This is a genomic window from Nocardiopsis ganjiahuensis DSM 45031, assembly GCF_000341085.1.
GTDB classification, from domain to species: Bacteria; Actinomycetota; Actinomycetes; order Streptosporangiales; family Streptosporangiaceae; genus Nocardiopsis; species Nocardiopsis ganjiahuensis.
The window spans coordinates 301,412-317,915 of record NZ_ANBA01000002.1 but is presented as its reverse complement, the minus strand read 5'-3'; the positions used below and the strand labels follow the sequence as shown (position 1 = coordinate 317,915).

Annotated in this window: 15 protein-coding genes; 7 read left to right on the top strand and 8 right to left on the bottom strand. The window is 70.6% G+C overall.

Features of this window, described 5'->3' with window-relative positions; all coding sequences use genetic code 11:
• Window positions 1-65 precede the first annotated feature (65 nt).
• Entirely contained in the window at window positions 66-1,259 is a 1,194-nt protein-coding gene (locus tag D458_RS0102015; RefSeq protein WP_017585059.1) for an NAD(P)-dependent malic enzyme, read from the top strand.
• Window positions 1,260-1,509: 250 nt separating this feature from the next.
• Window positions 1,510-3,054: a serine hydrolase domain-containing protein gene (locus tag D458_RS0102010; RefSeq protein ID WP_051049554.1), complete on the top strand. Its 1,545-nt coding sequence runs from the start codon at window positions 1,510-1,512 to the stop codon at window positions 3,052-3,054.
• 20 nt (window positions 3,055-3,074) lie between these two features.
• Here the strand turns inward: D458_RS0102010 and D458_RS0102005 are convergent, their stop codons facing one another.
• From D458_RS0102005 to D458_RS0101985, 5 genes are all read right to left on the bottom strand, one after another.
• The gene (locus tag D458_RS0102005; protein ID WP_017585057.1) at window positions 3,075-3,254 is read right to left on the bottom strand and encodes a hypothetical protein; all 180 of its coding nucleotides are present in this window, start codon (window positions 3,252-3,254) and stop codon (window positions 3,075-3,077) included.
• Between the two features lie 89 nt (window positions 3,255-3,343).
• Complete coding sequence (locus tag D458_RS0102000; RefSeq protein WP_017585056.1) at window positions 3,344-4,336, bottom strand: PadR family transcriptional regulator; 993 nt, start codon at window positions 4,334-4,336, stop codon at window positions 3,344-3,346.
• Window positions 4,337-5,188 (bottom strand): DUF4097 family beta strand repeat-containing protein, encoded by an 852-nt coding sequence (locus D458_RS0101995; protein WP_026118903.1) that lies wholly within the window; start codon window positions 5,186-5,188, stop codon window positions 4,337-4,339.
• 191 nt (window positions 5,189-5,379) lie between these two features.
• Window positions 5,380-5,559: a DUF6104 family protein gene (locus D458_RS0101990; RefSeq protein ID WP_017581893.1), complete on the bottom strand. Its 180-nt coding sequence runs from the start codon at window positions 5,557-5,559 to the stop codon at window positions 5,380-5,382.
• 41 nt (window positions 5,560-5,600) lie between these two features.
• The gene (locus D458_RS0101985; protein WP_017585053.1) at window positions 5,601-9,230 is read right to left on the bottom strand and encodes a multifunctional oxoglutarate decarboxylase/oxoglutarate dehydrogenase thiamine pyrophosphate-binding subunit/dihydrolipoyllysine-residue succinyltransferase subunit; all 3,630 of its coding nucleotides are present in this window, start codon (window positions 9,228-9,230) and stop codon (window positions 5,601-5,603) included.
• Window positions 9,231-9,820: 590 nt separating this feature from the next.
• Between D458_RS0101985 and D458_RS0101980 the strand changes: the two genes are divergently transcribed.
• Window positions 9,821-10,234: a BlaI/MecI/CopY family transcriptional regulator gene (locus D458_RS0101980; protein WP_017585052.1), complete on the top strand. Its 414-nt coding sequence runs from the start codon at window positions 9,821-9,823 to the stop codon at window positions 10,232-10,234.
• Here the strand turns inward: D458_RS0101980 and D458_RS0101975 are convergent.
• Together D458_RS0101975 and D458_RS0101970 are read right to left on the bottom strand one after the other, a co-directional pair.
• A complete protein-coding gene (locus D458_RS0101975; RefSeq protein WP_017585051.1) occupies window positions 10,217-11,443 on the bottom strand; it encodes an MFS transporter in 1,227 nt (408 codons plus the stop codon). The two genes, D458_RS0101980 and D458_RS0101975, sit on opposite strands and share 18 nt — an antisense overlap.
• A 143-nt stretch (window positions 11,444-11,586) precedes the next feature.
• Window positions 11,587-12,675 carry a suppressor of fused domain protein gene (locus D458_RS0101970; protein WP_017585050.1) on the bottom strand — a complete coding sequence of 363 codons (1,089 nt, stop codon included), beginning with the start codon at window positions 12,673-12,675 and terminating at the stop codon, window positions 11,587-11,589.
• 214 nt (window positions 12,676-12,889) lie between these two features.
• Between D458_RS0101970 and rlmN the strand changes: the two genes are divergently transcribed.
• Window positions 12,890-13,987, top strand: coding sequence for a 23S rRNA (adenine(2503)-C(2))-methyltransferase RlmN (gene rlmN / locus D458_RS0101965; protein ID WP_017585049.1), 1,098 nt, complete (start codon window positions 12,890-12,892; stop codon window positions 13,985-13,987).
• Window positions 13,988-13,993: 6 nt separating this feature from the next.
• Window positions 13,994-14,467 carry a YqaA family protein gene (locus tag D458_RS0101960; RefSeq protein WP_017585048.1) on the top strand — a complete coding sequence of 158 codons (474 nt, stop codon included), beginning with the start codon at window positions 13,994-13,996 and terminating at the stop codon, window positions 14,465-14,467.
• Window positions 14,468-14,591: 124 nt separating this feature from the next.
• Here the strand turns inward: D458_RS0101960 and D458_RS0101955 are convergent, their stop codons facing one another.
• The gene (locus tag D458_RS0101955; RefSeq protein ID WP_040702057.1) at window positions 14,592-15,410 is read right to left on the bottom strand and encodes an alpha/beta hydrolase; all 819 of its coding nucleotides are present in this window, start codon (window positions 15,408-15,410) and stop codon (window positions 14,592-14,594) included.
• Between the two features lie 138 nt (window positions 15,411-15,548).
• On the opposite strand from D458_RS0101955, the gene D458_RS0101950 reads away from it, so the two are divergent.
• Entirely contained in the window at window positions 15,549-16,160 is a 612-nt protein-coding gene (locus D458_RS0101950; protein ID WP_017585046.1) for a hypothetical protein, read from the top strand.
• A gap of 2 nt (window positions 16,161-16,162) precedes the next feature.
• A complete protein-coding gene (locus D458_RS0101945; RefSeq protein ID WP_017585045.1) occupies window positions 16,163-16,489 on the top strand; it encodes a transcriptional regulator in 327 nt (108 codons plus the stop codon).
• Window positions 16,490-16,504: the final 15 nt, after the last annotated feature.

The following is a 16,504-nucleotide window of genomic DNA, read 5'->3' as shown; positions in this document are numbered from 1 at the left end:
ATCCGTTGCCCACCGTCCCCGTCATGGCCGACGCGGACGTAGCAGCAGACCGAGGGGTTTGAGTAGTGACCACCTTTTCTTCGCGTACCCAGAACACGTCCGAGCTGGACGAGGACCCGGCTTTCGCCATGCACCGCGGCGGCAAGCTGCACGTGACCTCCTCCGTCGACGTCAGTGACCACGAGGGCCTGTCCCTCGCCTACACCCCCGGTGTCGCCCGTGTCTGCGACGCCATCGCCGAGACCCCCGAACTCGTCGAGACCTACACCTGGAAGAGCAACCTGGTCGCCGTCGTCACCGACGGCACCGCCGTGCTCGGCCTGGGCAACATCGGCCCGGAGGCCTCCCTGCCGGTCATGGAGGGCAAGTCGCTGCTCTTCAAGCAGTTCGGCGACGTCGACTCCGTGCCGATCGCGCTCAACTGCACCGGCGTCGACGAGATCGTCGAGACCGTCGTGCGCATGTCGCCGTCCTTCGGCGGCATCAACCTGGAGGACATCGCCGCCCCGCGCTGCTTCGAGATCGAGGCCAAGCTGCGTGAGCGCCTGGACATCCCGGTCTTCCACGACGACCAGCACGGCACCGCGATCGTGACCGTCGCCGCGATGCACAACGCCGCCCGCCTCACCGGCCGCACCCTGGCCGACCTGCGAGTGGTCGTCTCCGGCGCCGGTGCCGCCGGGGTCGCCGTCACCAAGATGCTCATCGACGGCGGGATCGGCGACATCGCCGTGGCCGACTCCAAGGGCATGATCTACGACGGCCGCGAGGGGCTGACCCCGGTCAAGCAGGAACTGGCCTCCATCAGCAACAAGGCCGGACTCCAGGGCTCCATCGAGAGCGCCCTCGAGGGCGCCGACGTGTTCGTCGGCCTCTCCGCGGGCGAGGTCCCCGAGTCGGTCGTGGCCACCATGGCCGAGGACGCGATCGTCTTCGCGATGGCCAACCCCAACCCGGAGGTGCACCCGGACGTGGCCCGCAAGTACGCGAGCGTCGTCGCCACCGGGCGCAGCGACTTCCCGAACCAGATCAACAACGTGCTGGCCTTCCCGGGCGTCTTCCGGGGCGCCTTCGACGTCCAGGCCACGGACATCACCGAGAACATGAAGCTGGCCGCCGCCCAGGCGCTGGCCGAGCTCGTCGGTGACGACCTGAGCGCCGACTACGTCATCCCCAGCCCCTTCGACGAGCGCGTGGTCCCGGCGGTCTCCGCCGCCGTCGCCGCCCAGGCCCGCAAGGACGGGGTCGCCCGCCGCTAGGGGGCGACAGGCCCGCGCGACAGGCACGCACGACGGGGCCCGCAGACCGACACAGGTCTGCGGGCCCCGCCCGTACCACGGGGGTGGGGCCAGGACCACCCGGCACGGGGTGGCACGGGCACCCCGGACGGGGCGGGACGCGGCTACCCGGGCCCGGGGGACCGGCGTAGTGACCGGCCAGGGGGCGCGACCGTAGGTTTCAGGGGCCCTTCCGCGCCGCTCAGGCGGCCACAGAACCCTTGGACACCCCATGCGCCCACCTTCCCCGGCCGTGCCCGAGATCCGATCCGGCGGTGCCGTCCGATGGACCGTGACGACCCTGGCCGTCGTGCTCGCCGCCGTCGCGGCGTTCGCCCTGACCCCGCGGCCCTACACACTCGACCCCCGCACCAGTGGTGACCAGCGGCTCGCGGAGCGGGTCAGGGACGGCATCGGTGACACCACGGGCTACCACGGGCTGTCCGTGGCCCTCGTCGAACCCGACCCCGCGGGCGGGTACCGCGTGCGTACCGCGGCGCTGGGCTCGGGTGGGGGCGAACCGGTGGACGAGCACACCCCGTTCGGCTCCGCCTCGGTCGCCAAGGTGCTCCCCGGGATGCTCCTCGCCGACATGGTCGACCGGGGCGAGGTCGCCCTGGACACGACCGTCGGGGAGCTGCTGCCGGACCTGGACTTCGCCGATCCGGCGGTCGCCGACATCACCGCGGCGGAACTGGCCACGCACACCTCCGGGCTGTCCCGGGAGGAGACGAGCCTGCCGCAGACCCTCTGGCAGTTCGTCGCCAAGCGCCACCCCGACCCGCCCGCCTCGGTCGACGCCTTCCTGCGCTCCGTGGCCCGCAACGCCGTGGTCGACCCCGGGCCGAAGGGCGCCAACAGCTACTCCAACACCGGCTTCTCCCTGCTCGGCCACGGTCTGGCCGCGAGGGCGGGCACGGACTACGCCGCACTCGTCGAGGAACGGATCCTCGACCCCCTCGGTATGGAGGACACCGCCGTGCGGGTCGACGGGGAGGACACCGCCGCCGACCCCCGCGTGCACAACGCGGACCTCGGCCGCCCCCTCGAACTGGACCGCTGGGAGGCGAACGGCCCCCAGGGCGGGCTGACCACGACCGCCGGCGACCTCGGCCTGCTCCTCGCCGCCGTGATGGACGGCTCCGCCCCCGGGGCGTGGGCGGCGGATCCTGTCGGCCCGGGCGACGTCGAGCGCCGTGAACAGGGGCTCGGCTGGTACGTGGAGACCCTGGGCGGCACGGCGATCACCTCGCACGGCGGCAACGCCACGACCAACGGCCACACCGCCTGGATTGGCTACTCCGGCGACCGGGGCGCCGTGGTCCTGTCCAACACCCACCGGTTCAGCGAGGACATCGGCATCCGGCTCCTGGGGGTGGACGAGCCCAGCCCCGACAACGTCGCGGGGGAGCGGGTGTACGAGACCGCCACGGTGGCCGTCACCCTGCTGCCGGTCCTGCTCTGGCTGGGCTTCGCCGCGCGCCGGCGCCCCGGCCGCCGGCTGCGCCGCCCCGCGGACCGGCTGGGCCTGGTCTCCTACGGTCTCGTCGCGGTCGCACTGCTGGCCTACGCGCACGCCGGAGGGTTCTGGCACCTGGCCTCCCCGTGGGTGTGGACCGCGGGTGTGCTCCTCGCGGCCGCCGCCGCGATCGCCGGGGTCCACCGCTGGGCTGACCTGCCGACCGCCCGGGGGCGGCGCCCCTGGGCGCGCCTGCTCCTGACGGCCCCCTTCGCCCTCGCCGGAACGGCGCTCCTACTGGCCGTGGCCACACTCTGACCGCCGGGGCGGAGGGAGGCCTACATCAGCTCCGCCGGAGTGCCGGACTCCTCGGAAAGGAGGGCGAGGGCCGAGCGCAGGTCGGCGAGGGCGGCGTCAGGGGTCTCACCCTCGCCATTGGCGGCGACGCCGGGGCGGAGCAGGGCGCGGGCCCACCAGACCCCGTCCCCGTCCTGCTCGATCGTGTACGGAACCAGCACGGGCTCTTCCTTCTCCTGTGAGCGGTTCGTCCGAAAGGCCCGGAGGACCACGCCCCCGCGTGGTCCTCCGGGCCCCGTGACCCTGGTGTTCAGTCCTTCTTCTGGTCGTCCTCGCCGGTGGCGGCGGCCCAGGGGTCGCTCCCGGAGGACGGCATCGGGCGGGCGCCCGGGCTCTCCGGTTCGGGCTCCTCGGCCTTGGAGCTGTCAGCCCGGGGCTCTTCGGGCCCGGCGGTCCCGCCACTCTCGGAGCCGGGACTGTCGGAACCCTGGTCGGACGGGCCCCAGCGGCCCATGTCGCGGCGGATCACCTCGACGGTGTCGTCGAGGATGCGGCGCAGGTCGTGGGTGGCGGACTCGCCCACCTGGCCGGCGCCGCGGACCATGTCGCGGACCCTGACCGAGAAGTCGCGCAGCGCGTGCTCGAACTCGTAGCGGTCGCCCCGCCGGGCGCCCTCGCCGGACCCGCTCTCCTCCCCGCCGTCCTCGTCACGGTCGGAGCCGCTGTCCTCTCCGCGGTCGGAGCCGGTGCGCTCGGAGTCGGTACGGCCGCCCCAGGCGGCGCCGAAGGCGCCGAAGCCCTGGGCGAACCGCTCCCACTCGCGGGCCCACATGCCGCTGTCGCCGCGGTCCCGGTCGCGCTGCCGTTCACGGGCGCCGTCGTCCTCGGACCGGTCCCCGGCGCCGGAGCTCTCGCGCCGCCCCTCGCCGGAGGCGAACTTGAGCTCGTCGCGCAGGGAGCTGATGGTCGCGCGTACGTCCTGCTTCACGGCGCGGGCGATGTCGCGGACGGAGTCGGTGATCTCCCGCTCCAGGTCGTCCAGGTCGCCACTGCGCGAACGCAGCTCCTCGCGACCCTTGTCCGTGAGGCTGTAGACCTTGCGGCCGCCCTCCTCGGTGTGCGTGACCAGCCCTTCCTCCTCCAGCCGTGCGAGCCGGGGGTAGATGGTGCCGGGTGAGGGCGAGTAGACGCCGAGGAAGCGGTCGCGGAGCAGGCTGATGATCTCGTAGCCGTGCCGGGGGCTCTCGTCCAGCAGCTTGAGCAGGTAGAGCCGGAGTCTGCCGTGGCCGAAGATGGTGCTCATTCAGGCCCCCTCGGGGATCGCGGCCGGAGCCTCGGGCGCGCGCCGCAGCAGCGCGGTCCGGCCGGACACGGTGTTGACGCTGATGGAGGCGGGGTCCACGCCCACGCCGATCTTGCCGTTCAGGGAGTTGCGGGCCGGGGCGGTGCGGCGGTCCAGACCGAAGTCGGAGTCCACCTTCCCGGTGACGGCGCGCAGCTCCACGGTGGCCGAGCTCTCCGAGGGCACCCGCAGGGCGACCTCGCCGGAGACCGTGTTCACCCGGACCCGCGCGGAGGGCGACAGGTCCGTGTCGACCAGCACGTGCCCGGAGGCGGTCTTGGCCTTCAGCTCGGCCAGACGGCCGCCGGCCACCGCGAGCTGGCCGGTGGCGCTGTTGAAGTTCAGGGTGCCGCCGGGGTTGCGCACCGAGGCGCTGCCCGAGGCGGTGTTGACGTCGGTCTCGCCGGAGACCCCGTCCAGGGTGACCTCGCCGCTGGCGCTCCGGACGCGGGTGCGGGCGCTCAGCCCGGCCGCCACCACGGGGGCGGTGGCCGTGGTCACCTCGACGGGGCACTCACGGGGGACCCGGAGGTTGACCGTGGCCCGGCGTGAGGAGAGGTCCCGGTAGCCGCCCAGCTGGACGGGCTTGAGCCGGTCCAGCAGGCCCTGACCGGTGAGGTCCTTGTAGTGGATGGTGAGGATGCCCGCCTCCTGGACGACTTCCAGGGGCTCGCCTTCGATGTCGGTGATCTCGAAGGTGACCGGGTCATCCGTGGGGATGATGTTGACCTGTCCGTGGACGATCCGCACCTTCAGGGCGACGATGCCGTCCAGGGTGTGGGTCATCGGACTGTCGATGGTCCATCGTGCCATCGTGAACCCTTTCCACTCGCTCTCGATGACTTCACGATATGTCGCGAGTCCGCCGAACTCAAGATATGTCGCGGATTTCAGGGTCGGATCAGGGAGAGCCCGGGGTCGGTCCCGGAGACGAGCGAGGGGCCCGGGTCGTGAAGACCCGGGCCCCTCGGCCGGATGTCACCGCTCAGCGCGGCTCCGTGTGACTACTCCTCGTCCTCGTCGTCCAACCGGGCCAACCAGGTGGCCAGCCGTTCGACCGGAGTCTCGAACTCGGGGTTGATGTCGGTGAACACCCGCAGCTGCTCGGCGAGCCAGGCGAAGCTGACCTCCTCCTCGCCGCGGCGGTTCTCCAACTCCTCGATCCCGCGATCGGTGTAGTACATACCGTTGTCCATCTAGTCCGTCGCTCGGCTGTCCCGTCCGCCTATTCGGCGGGCGGGAACACCGTGTCCACCAGGGCGCGCTGCTCGGCCTCGTGGCGCTTGGCCGAACCGGCCGCGGGCGCGGAGGAGGCCGGACGCGAGATCCGGGTGAACGGACGGTCGAGCTGCTCGGAGAAGACCAGCGCGACGAAGGGCCACGGACCCATGTTCGCCGGCTCCTCCTGGACCCACAGGACCTCGCCCGCGTTCGGGAAGGCCTTGAGCTGCTCCCGGATCTCCTCGATCGGCAGCGGGTAGAGCCGCTCCGCCCGGATGATCGCGGTGTGCTTGTCACCGCTCTTGCGGCGGGCCGCGTCCAGGTCGTAGTAGATCTTGCCCGAGCAGATGACCACACGGCGGACCTTCTCCGGCGCGATCGAGTCGTCCCCGATCAGCGGCCGGAAGTGGCCCGAGGTGAAGTCCTCGGCAGCCGAGGTCGCGGCCTTCAGGCGCAGCAGCGACTTCGGCGTGAACACCACGAGCGGACGCTCGAACGGCGACTTCGCCTGCCAGCGCAGCAGGTGGAAGTAGCTCGCCGGGGTGCTCGGCATCGCGACGGTCATGTTCTCCTGCGCGCACTGCTGCAGGAACCGCTCGATCCGGGCCGAGGAGTGGTCCGGCCCCTGGCCCTCGTAGCCGTGCGGCAGCAGCATGGCCACGCTGGAGCGCTGGCCCCACTTCTGCTCGCCGGCGCTGATGTACTCGTCGATGATGGTCTGGGCGCCGTTGACGAAGTCGCCGAACTGCGCCTCCCACATCACCAGGGCGTCCGGACGGGTCAGCGAGTAGCCGTACTCGAAGCCCAGCGCCGCGTACTCGCTGAGCAGCGAGTCGTGCACGTGGAACTTCGTGGTGCCGTTGTCGAACTGCTTGAGCGGCGTGTGGGTCTCGCCGGTCTCGCGGTCCATCAGCGTGGCGTGGCGCTGACCGAAGGTGCCGCGGCGGCTGTCCTGACCGATCAGGCGGACCGGGTGGTCGTCCAGCAGCAGCGAACCGAAGGCCAGCAGCTCACCGGTGGCCCAGTCGATGGCGTCGTTCTCGACCATCGTCGCGCGACGGGTCAGCTGCGGCGCCAGCCGCGGGTGCGGCGTGAAGCCCTCGGGCATCGTCACCTGGGTGTCGATGACCCGCTTGACCGTCTCGGTGCTGATGGCCGTCTCGACCTTGGAGTGGTCCAGACGGGACTCGGTGAACACCTCGGGCTTGACCACGGAGCCCGGCTCGACCGGCCGCTTCTCGACCTCGCGGGTCTCGGTGAACGCGCGTTCGAGCTCGGTCTGGTAGTCGCGCAGGGCCGACTCCGCGTCCTCCACCGTGATGTCGCCGCGTCCGATGAGGGACTCGGTGAACAGCTTGCGGGTGGAGCGCTTGGCGTCGATGACGTCGTACATCAGCGGCTGGGTGAACGCGGGGTTGTCGCCCTCGTTGTGCCCGCGGCGCCGGTAGCAGACGAGGTCGATGACGACGTCCTTGTTGAACGTCTGACGGTAGGCGAAGGCCAGGTGCGCGATCCGGACCACGGCCTCGGGGTCGTCCCCGTTGACGTGGAAGATCGGCGCCTGGACCATCCGCGCGACGTCGGTGGCGTACACGCTGGAGCGGCTGTCGGTCGGCGAGGTGGTGAAGCCGACCTGGTTGTTCACGATGACGTGGACCGTGCCACCGGTGCGGTAACCCCGCAGCTGGGACAGGTTCAGCGTCTCGGCGACCACACCCTGACCGGCGAACGCGGCGTCACCGTGGATGAGGATGGGCAGCACGGTGAAGCCCTGCGGGCCCTTGTCCAGCACGTCCTGCTTGGCGCGGACGATGCCCTCGGCGACCGGGTTGACGGTCTCCAGGTGGGACGGGTTCGCGGACAGCGAGATCTGGATCTTGTCGCCCTCGCGGGTCTCGAAGGTCCCCTCGGTGCCCAGGTGGTACTTGACGTCACCCGAACCGTGCGCGCTGCGCGGGTCGAGGTTGCCCTCGAACTCACCGAAGATCTGCCCGTAGGACTTGCCGCAGATGTTGGCGAGCACGTTCAGGCGGCCGCGGTGGGCCATACCGATGACGGCCTCGTCCAGCTCGGCCTTGGCGGCCTTGGAGATCACACCGTCCAGCAGCGGGATCAGCGACTCGCCGCCCTCGAGGGAGAAGCGCTTCTGACCCACGTACTTGGTCTGCAGGAAGGTCTCGAAGGCCTCCGCGCTGTTGAGCCGGTGCAGGATGTGCAGCTGCTCGTCGCGGTCGAGCTTCTCGTGCTCGCGCTCGACGTGCGACTGGATCCACTCCCGCTCCTCCGGGCTCTGGATGTGCATGTACTCGATACCCACCGTGCGGCAGTAGGTGTCGCGCAGCACGCCCAGAACGTCGCGCAGCTTCATGACCTGCTTGCCGCCGAAGCCCCCGGTGGGGAACTCGCGGTCCAGGTCCCAGAGGGTCAGGCCGTGCTCGAGCACGTCCAGGTCCGGGTGCTTGCGCTGCTCGTGGTCGAGCGGGTTGGTGTCGGCCATGAGGTGGCCGCGCACGCGGTAGGCGTGGATCAGCTCCTGGACCCGGGTGGTCTTGTCGAGCTGGGTCGCCTTGTTGACGTGGATGTCCTGGACCCAGCGGACCGGCTCATACGGGATCCGCAGCGAGTTGAAGATCTCGTCGTAGAAACCGTCGTCGCCCAGCAGCAGCTGGTGGATCCGGCGCAGGAACTCGCCCGACTGGGCACCCTGGATGATCCGGTGGTCGTAGGTCGACGTGATCGTCATGACCTTGCTGATGCCCAGTTCGCTCAGCGTGTCCTGGGACGCGCCCTGGAACTCGGCCGGGTACTCCATGGCCCCGACGGCGAGGATGGTGCCCTGTCCGGGCATGAGGCGCGGCACGGAGTGCACGGTGCCGATGCCGCCCGGGTTGGTCAGGCTGATCGTGGTGCCCTGGAAGTCCGTCACGCCCAGCTTGTTGTTGCGGGCCTTGCGGACCAGGTCCTCGTAACCGCTCCAGAACTCGTTGAAGTCCATCTCGTCGGACTTCTTGACGGAGGGCACGACCAGTTGACGGGAACCGTCCGGCTTCTGCAGGTCGATCGCCAGGCCGAAGTTGATGTGCTCGGGCTTGGCGACGCCGGGCTTGCCGTCGATCTCCGTGTAGGAGTAGTTCATCTCCGGCATGGACATGGCTGCCTTGACCATGGCGTAACCGATGAGGTGGGTGAAGGAGACCTTCCCACCGCGGCCGCGCCGGAGATGGTTGTTGATGACGATGCGGTTGTCGAACAGCAGCTTGACCGGCACCGCGCGCACGCTCGTCGCGGTGGGCATGGTCAGGCTCGACTCCATGTTGGTCGCGGTGCGGGCGGGTGCGCCGCGCAGTCGCTCCTCGTTGACCTGGAGTGCATCGTCGGTGTTCTTGGGTGCTGGGGCCGCAGCGGCCTTCTTCTTCGGCGCGGGCGCGGCGGGGGCCTTCTCGGTCTGCGCCTTTGCGGTCGCAGTGCCCCCACCCTTCCCGTTGGCCGAGTCCGCGGGCTTGTAGTCCGCGAAGAAGTTCCACCAAGCCTTGTCAACCGAATTCGGGTCGGTGAGGTACTTCTGGTAAAGCTCCTCGACCAGCCACTCGTTCGGGCCGAAATCTGTCAGGGGTTGAGACGCCTCAGACGACACGGCGGAGATCGCCCACTTCCGCAGCTCGCTTGTGAATGTGTAGGAAAGACGGGTGGCTGCTGGCAAGGCGGGCTCAAAGAAGCATGAAGTCGCTCCCCGATGACAGGGAGAATCTGACCTGGCCAGCACTCGTCGGGTACCAGGCTACTTGTACCGGCCTCCCAGACGTGAACATCGGTGTTGTTGAAACTGGGAGATACCTAACAATCTTTCACACAAACCTTGTCGCTGTGTGTCGGTCGCTTTGCGTTGCGTGGTCAAGATGGCTTGTTTGGTCCTGTTTGGTGGGATTTGGGGCGTGCTTCCCGCTGGCCGCCTCCGGCCAGGCGCAGTGTGGCGCGCACCACGTTTCCCGTGGAGGCGGCTCCGGCGCGGTCGGACAGTGACCGGCCGGTGACGGGACGGCCCCCGACAGTGCCCGACCGACGGCGCGCGACCCGCAACCGGCGGCGAAACGCCGGTGATCGACGACGGGGATGTACGGATCTGTGCGCTCTTCCCCGTTCTCCCACGCGACGGCCCCGCCGCTGCTTACCATCGCCCCTGTCGAAACGCCGAACACGATCGGGTAGTCGGGTAGGGGAGGGCCCATGAGAGGGCTCGGAGAACTGGAGGCGGCCATCATGGGCGCCCTGTGGCGAGCGGAGGGGCCGCTCTCCGTGCGCGGGATCCGGGAACACATGGTCTACGACCGGGAGAGCGCGTACACGACCGTCATGACGGTCGCGAACATCCTCTTCCACAAGGGCCTGGTGGACCGGGAGAAGGACGGCCGGGCCTGGGTGTACTGGTCCAGGGAGAGCCACGCCGAGTACACGGCCCGGGTGATGGGCGAGGTCCTCGAGACCGGACCCGACCCCGACACGACCCTGCTCAGGTTCGTGGAACGCTTCAGCGACGAGGACATGGCCCGCCTCCACCACGTCTTCAGCCAGGTGCGCGACCGGCGCGGCCCGGGTCGCGTCCCCGCCTCGCCGGCGGCCCCCTCACAAGCGGCGCAGTGAGCGCACGCTGCGCGTGGCGACCGCGGCGAGCGTCGCCGCCAGGGTCAGTCCCGACACGATCAGCAGGGACCTGCCCGGTCCGATCGCCTCGGCCACCGGGCCGATCGCGATCTGCCCCACCGGCATCGCCACGAACGACCCCAGCGCGTCGTAGGAGTACACCCGCGAGAGCCGCTCGGGCGGGACGTTCTCCTGGAGCGACACCTCCCAGGCCACGCTGAACTGTTCCACCGCCATCCCGCCCGCGAACATCGCGGCGAACAGCAGCGGGACCACGGGGGAGGGGCCGGCCATCACGAAGAACGGCAGGGTCTGGAGGGTGACCAGCGCCGTCCCGTAGAACAGGGCGCGCCGGGGCTGCCAACGGGCCGCCAGGACCCCGCCGACCAGCAGACCCACGCTGTTGGCGGCCATCAGCAGCCCCCACGTGGTCCGCCCGAACGTCTCGTCGGCGATCCCCGGGCCCAGTACGGCCGTGGCCGCCGACCACCCGGCGTTGACCACCATGAACTGCAGCACGATGATCCACACCCACGGCCGGGCCACGAACTCGCTCCACCCGTCCAGCAGGTCGCGCAGCACGTTGCTGCCGCTCGGCGCGACCGTCGACGGCACACGGAGGAAGAGGAAGGCCACCCCAGCGGAGGCGAACAGCAGAGCGTCGACCCCGATCGCCCAACCGGGACCGACCAGGCCCACCAGCACGCCTCCCGCGGACATCCCGGCGAACATGCCCAGCTGCTTGGCGATCCCGGCCAGGGCGTTGGCCGGGCGCAGTAGCGTGTGCGGCACGGTCTGCGGGGTCAGCGCCGCCAGGGCGGGCAGGTTGGCGGCGGCCGCGGCCCCGTTCAGCGCGCTCAACGCCACCATCGTCGTGAGCGTGGCCGTCCCGGTGAGCAGGGCCAGCGCCAGCAGCGCCTGGGAGAGCGCCGCCAGCACACAGGCGCTCTGGATCACCAGGGTGCGCGGCAGCCGGTCGGCGAGGACCCCGCCCAGCAGCAGGAGCGCCACGTTGGCGATCGACCGGGCGCCCACCACCAGGCCCACCTGGGCCAGGGAACCGGTCACGTCCAGCACGGCGAAGGCCAGCGCCACCGCCGCCGTGCCGTTGCCGAAGAGCATCAGGACCCGGCCCACGACCAGGACACGGAAGGGCGCGTGGGCCAACGGCGCCGTGATACCGGGGCGTGCGCCCTGCGTCTGTGCCATCCGTGGTCCGCCCCCGTGCTCGGCCTGCCGACCGGAGCACCCTCGCCGAACCGGAGGCGGGGGTCAATCGGTTTTCCGGGGCAGGGCCGCCGGCCGAGGGCTGGGACTCCGTTACCGGCCGAGGACCCGGCGCCGGGACTCCGTTACCGGCCGAGGACCCAGCTCCGCCCCTCCGCGGCCAGCTTCTCCACCAGGGTGGCGCTGTCGTGTTCCTTGGCGAACAGGTGCTCGGGCCGGGTGATCGGCACGATCCACAGCCAGCGCACCGGGTCGCCCTGGAAGGTCAGCCCCGAGGTGTCCGGCGGCTGGTGGGCGGGGTCGGTGATCAGCTGGCCCGGGTCCTCCAGCAGCAGGACGGCGCCCGCGCCGCCGCGCATGGACCGGTCCTCGGAGTTGTCCAGCCACTTCACCGTGTGCCCGGTCCCGAACCACGTGACCGCCCGCCAGGGGAACGCCCCGATCCACCGGAAGATCCGCGCCGCGTGGTGGGCGGGCAGGGTGGTGGCCAGGGCCAGCTCCACCCGCGCGTGGTTCGAGGTGTCGGCCATGTAGCGGTCGAGGGTGGGCATCCGCTGCCCGCACATGCCCACGGTGGAGAGCACGGTGAAGGGGCGGTGCTCCGAGGGCGGCCGTTCCGAGACCCGCAGCAGCGGCGGGTGCCCGTCGGAGACGTCCCAGTAGTGGCCGGGTTCACCGACCCGGCGGTTCAGGTGGCTGAGGACGGTCCGCTGCACGCTGCGCCAGGCCCCTGAGGCGCGCCGCCAGTCCCAGTAGGCCTCGGCGTGCACCACGCGCGGCCACAGCTGGTTCTTCACCGAGTCCAGCTCCCAGGCGTAGGCGCTGCGCCCGATCGCCTCGCGGGCGTACCCCGGCAGGCCGCTGTCGGCCTCGGCCCAGCCCGGTATCACCGCGAGCAGGCCCTCCTCGTCCACCAGGGCCACCCCGTCGCCCTCCTCGAACCACACCGCGCGGAGCGTGGCCGGGTCGAAGCGGGGACGCCCCTGAGGGTGCTTGGTGTAGGCCTCCGGCATCAGCGGGGCCTGGCCCTCGTAGAGGCCGCTCGACTCGCTGTCGCGGGGGGCGATCTCGTGGTTGGCCAGCCACACCGGGACGCGGATGCGCTCACGGGCGTCCAGCAGGTAGGCGGCCGTGGTGTGGGAGTCGCACTCGACGACGACGCGACGACTCTGGTAGGGGCTGATCTCGTCCAGCAGGACGTCGATCTCGGTCACCGGCCCTCCCACGTGCCGACGGGCTGTCGTGTTGTCAGTGGGGACCGGCAAGGGCGGATCCGTCCGGGCCGTCCACACACATAAGTAGAATCGACGGTAGTGCCCTGACAGGCGGAGCAGCACCGCAGTCGCGTATAGGTCGTATAACGACCCGTGCCGCCACATCCCTCCCGCGCCGGGCGCAGACCACCGACTCCACTCCTTACGGATCCTTATGCCCGCCGAGCTCACATTCGTCGCACCCCGCCGCGCCAAGCCGCCCCGGCACCTGGCCGACCTCAGCCCCGAAGAGCGGCTGGAGGTCGTCAAGGAGCTGGGGGAGAAGCCCTTCCGGGCCAAGCAGATCGCCAAGCACTACTACGGCGGGCTCGAGTCGGACACCTCTCAGATGACGGACCTGCCCGAGGCGTCCAGGGAGAAGCTCGGCGAGGCCCTGCTGCCCACGCTGCTCACCCCGGTCCGGCACGTCACCGCCGACAAGGGCATGACCCGCAAGACCCTCTGGAAGGCCTTCGACGGGGTCATGTTCGAGTCGGTGATGATGCGCTACCCGGACCGCGTCACCCTGTGCATCTCCTCCCAGGCCGGCTGCGGCATGAACTGCCCGTTCTGCGCCACCGGCCAGGCGGGCCTGACCCGCAACCTGTCCACCGGCGAGATCGTCGAGCAGGTCGTGGCGAGCGCGCGCGACCTGGCCCGCGGCGAGGTCGCCGGCGGCCCGGGGCGGATCAGCAACATCGTGTTCATGGGCATGGGCGAGCCCATGGCCAACTACAAGCGGGTGCTCCAGACCGTCCGCCAGATCACCGACCCGGTCCCCAACGGCATGGGCATCTCCCAGCGCGGCGTGACCGTGTCCACGGTGGGCCTGGTCCCGGCGATCAACAAGCTCATCGCCGAGAAGATGCAGGTCCGCCTGGCGATCTCGCTGCACGCGCCGGACGACGAGCTCCGCGACGAGCTGGTGCCGATCAACACCCGCTGGAAGGTCGACGAGGTCCTGGACGCCGCCTGGCGCTACGCCGGGACCACCGGCCGCCGCGTGTCCATCGAGTACGCGCTGATCAAGGACATCAACGACCAGGCCTGGCGGGCCGACCTGCTCGGCAAGCTCCTCAAGGGCCACCTGGTGCACGTCAACCTCATCCCGCTCAACCCCACCCCGGGGTCGAAGTGGACCGCCTCGCGGCCGGAGGACGAGCGCGAGTTCGTCCGGCGCCTGCAGTCCCACGGGGTCTCGGTGACCGTCCGCGACACCCGCGGCCAGGAGATCGACGGCGCCTGCGGACAGCTCGCCGCCGCCGAGGAGTAGACCGGCATGGTCGAGACCGCCCTGGCCTTCGCGGTGGCCACCGCGGCAGGGCTGGTCCCGCTCATCAACATCGAGCTGTACCTGTTGGGCGCCGTCGCCGTTCTGGACGACGGCGCCCTCGTCGCGATGGCGGTGGCCGCCGCCCTCGGCCAGACGCTCGGCAAGATCCCCTACTACTACGTGGGGTACGGGACGATCTCCGCGCCGTGGCTCAAACGCCGGGCGGCCACCCCCGGCAAGTGGTCCGACCGGATGGCCCGCTGGCGGACCAGGGCCGAGGAGCGCCCGGTCTGGGGCGCGGGCCTGCTCGCCCTCAGCTCCTTCGCGAGCGTGCCGCCGTTCATGGTGGTGTCCGTCCTGGCCGGGGTCGTGCGGATGAACATCGTGCTGTTCTGCGCGATCACCTTCGTCACCCGCACCGCGCGCTTCCTCCTCCTCGTCCTGGCCCCCGCCTGGGCGATGGACGTCCTCGCTCTCTGAGCCCCTTGCCGGAACCCGGGCGCGGTTCCGCCTTCCCGCCCTGTCTGGGCGTCCGGCGCGTCTGCGTGCTCCCTCGCCGTTGACCGTCGCGAGGACGCCGGGGCTGACCGGTGTCCGGTACCGGTCAGAGCGCGTGGTCGGTGAGGCGGGTCACGGCCGCGACCACCTCGGGGCCGTGGATCGTCTCGACGTCGTTGTGGCCCGCGCCGGACAGGACGATCTCCTCGAACAGGTTCGCGCTGGCCCCGGCCACCTCGTGGCTCTGCTCCGGGGGCACGATCATGTCGGCGCCGCCGGCGACCACGGTGGTGGGCCGGTCGATCCCGGCGACCAGCTCGGTCACCGGGAACTCGTCCTTGAGCAGCAGCCGTACGGGGAACACGGGGTAGTGGACCCGGCCCATGTCGGCCAGGGAGGTGAAGGGCGAACGCAGGAACAGCGCGGCGGGCGGGCGTTCGGCGGCCAGGTTCGCGGCGACGGCGGCGCCCAGACTCTCCCCGAAGTACACGGTCCGCTCCGCCTCGAACCCGCGCCCGGCCAGGTGGTCGGCGGCGGCGCGCGCGTCGGCGGCCAGCCCCTTCTCGTCGGGGCTGCCGGGGTTGCCTCCGTAACCCCGGTAGTCGAACAGCAGCACGGAGAACCCGTTGGCGGCCAGCGACCGGGCCAGGGGCGCGCGGCTCTCGCGGTTGCCCGCGTTGCCGTTGGTCACCAGGACCGCGGTCTCCCGGTCGCTGCCCCGGGGCGGGACGAACCAGCCGCCGAGTTCGAGCCCGTCCTCGGTGTGCAGGCGCACGTCCTCGGCGCCCTCGACGACCTCGGCGGCGGGCGGTGGCTCGCCGCCCATGGGCACATAGATGAGCGACCTCTGTATGGCCCACATGAGTCCCACCAATACCACCAGTACAAGCGCTACCACCGCCGCCACGATCAGGGCGCGTCTCACCAGGGCTCCTCTCGGAGAATCGCTGTCCATGCCGTGCGGGTTACCCGTTCCCCGCGGGAACATCCAGGTTTGCATTGCAAACCAAAGAGTCCCCGCCTACGGTGGAGAAAAGGTTTGCACTACAAACCGGAGGCTCGGATGGCTGTCCCCCACGACATCGACCGGCTGGAACGGATCCGCCACGTCACCGCCAACTACCTCGACTACCAGGGCCTGTACACGTCCCTCTTCGGGGTCTTCCTGATCTTCCTGGTCTTCATGGACCAGGGCAGGCTGGAGGCGCTGATCCTCGGCGTGCCCGTGGTGGTCACCCTCAACATCCTGATCAGGCGTCACTACCGGAAGCGGTTCGGCGACGTGCGTCCGCTGCGCTCACCGAACCGGACCCTGGTCCAGGTCGGCGTGACCGTTCTGGTGTTGGGTGGATTCCTGGCCGCGGTCGTGATCGCCAACGCCTTCGACCGGCAGGGCCTGTGGATCTACGGCCTGCTGCTGATGGGGCTGCTCGTGCTCACCGCCGGCTGGCACTGGAGGATGCGTCCGCACTACCTGGTGTCCGCGGCGGTCGCGCTGGTGCTCTTCGTGCTTCCGCTCGGCGCGCTCACCCCGTCGGGTTCCCACCCCTTCGAGATCACCAGTCCCAACGTGCTCCTGCTGGTGGTGGCCGTCATGTTCGTCGTGAACGGGCTACTCGACCACCGTACGCTGGTGCGCACCCTTCGACCGGTGGCAGAGAGCGAGACCGACTGACCATGGGCACGCCCTTCGAGGACATGGCGGAGATCGACCGCCTGGTGCACGAACCCTCGCGGCTGGCGATCACCAGCGCCCTGCTCTCCTGCGAGAGCGCGGACTTCCTCTTCCTGCAGCGGATCACCGGGCTGTCCAAGGGAAACCTGTCCAGCCATCTGTCCAAGCTGGAGAGGGGCGGCATCGTGGAGATCCTCAAGACCTCCGAGGGCCGTCCCCGCACGACGGTCAGCCTCACCCCGGCCGGGCGCGGCACCGTCGCCGAGCACTGGGACCGGCTGACCCGGCTGCGCGACGCCGCACGCGAGTGGACCGCGCCCGGGGAGTGACCCCCGGACACGGTC

Excerpts from the sequence above, each read along its gene's own strand:
- D458_RS0102010 (WP_051049554.1), top strand. The coding sequence starts at position 1,510 with ATGCGCCCACCTTCCCCGGCCGTGCCCGAGATCCGATCCGGCGGTGCC.
- D458_RS0102000 (WP_017585056.1), bottom strand. The coding sequence starts at position 4,336 with ATGAGCACCATCTTCGGCCACGGCAGACTCCGGCTCTACCTGCTCAAG.
- D458_RS0101995 (WP_026118903.1), bottom strand. The coding sequence starts at position 5,188 with ATGGCACGATGGACCATCGACAGTCCGATGACCCACACCCTGGACGGC.
- D458_RS0101990 (WP_017581893.1), bottom strand. The coding sequence starts at position 5,559 with ATGTACTACACCGATCGCGGGATCGAGGAGTTGGAGAACCGCCGCGGC.
- D458_RS0101980 (WP_017585052.1), top strand. The coding sequence starts at position 9,821 with ATGAGAGGGCTCGGAGAACTGGAGGCGGCCATCATGGGCGCCCTGTGG.
- D458_RS0101975 (WP_017585051.1), bottom strand. The coding sequence starts at position 11,443 with ATGGCACAGACGCAGGGCGCACGCCCCGGTATCACGGCGCCGTTGGCC.
- rlmN (WP_017585049.1), top strand. The coding sequence starts at position 12,890 with ATGCCCGCCGAGCTCACATTCGTCGCACCCCGCCGCGCCAAGCCGCCC.
- D458_RS0101960 (WP_017585048.1), top strand. The coding sequence starts at position 13,994 with ATGGTCGAGACCGCCCTGGCCTTCGCGGTGGCCACCGCGGCAGGGCTG.
- D458_RS0101950 (WP_017585046.1), top strand. The coding sequence starts at position 15,549 with ATGGCTGTCCCCCACGACATCGACCGGCTGGAACGGATCCGCCACGTC.
- D458_RS0101945 (WP_017585045.1), top strand. The coding sequence starts at position 16,163 with ATGGGCACGCCCTTCGAGGACATGGCGGAGATCGACCGCCTGGTGCAC.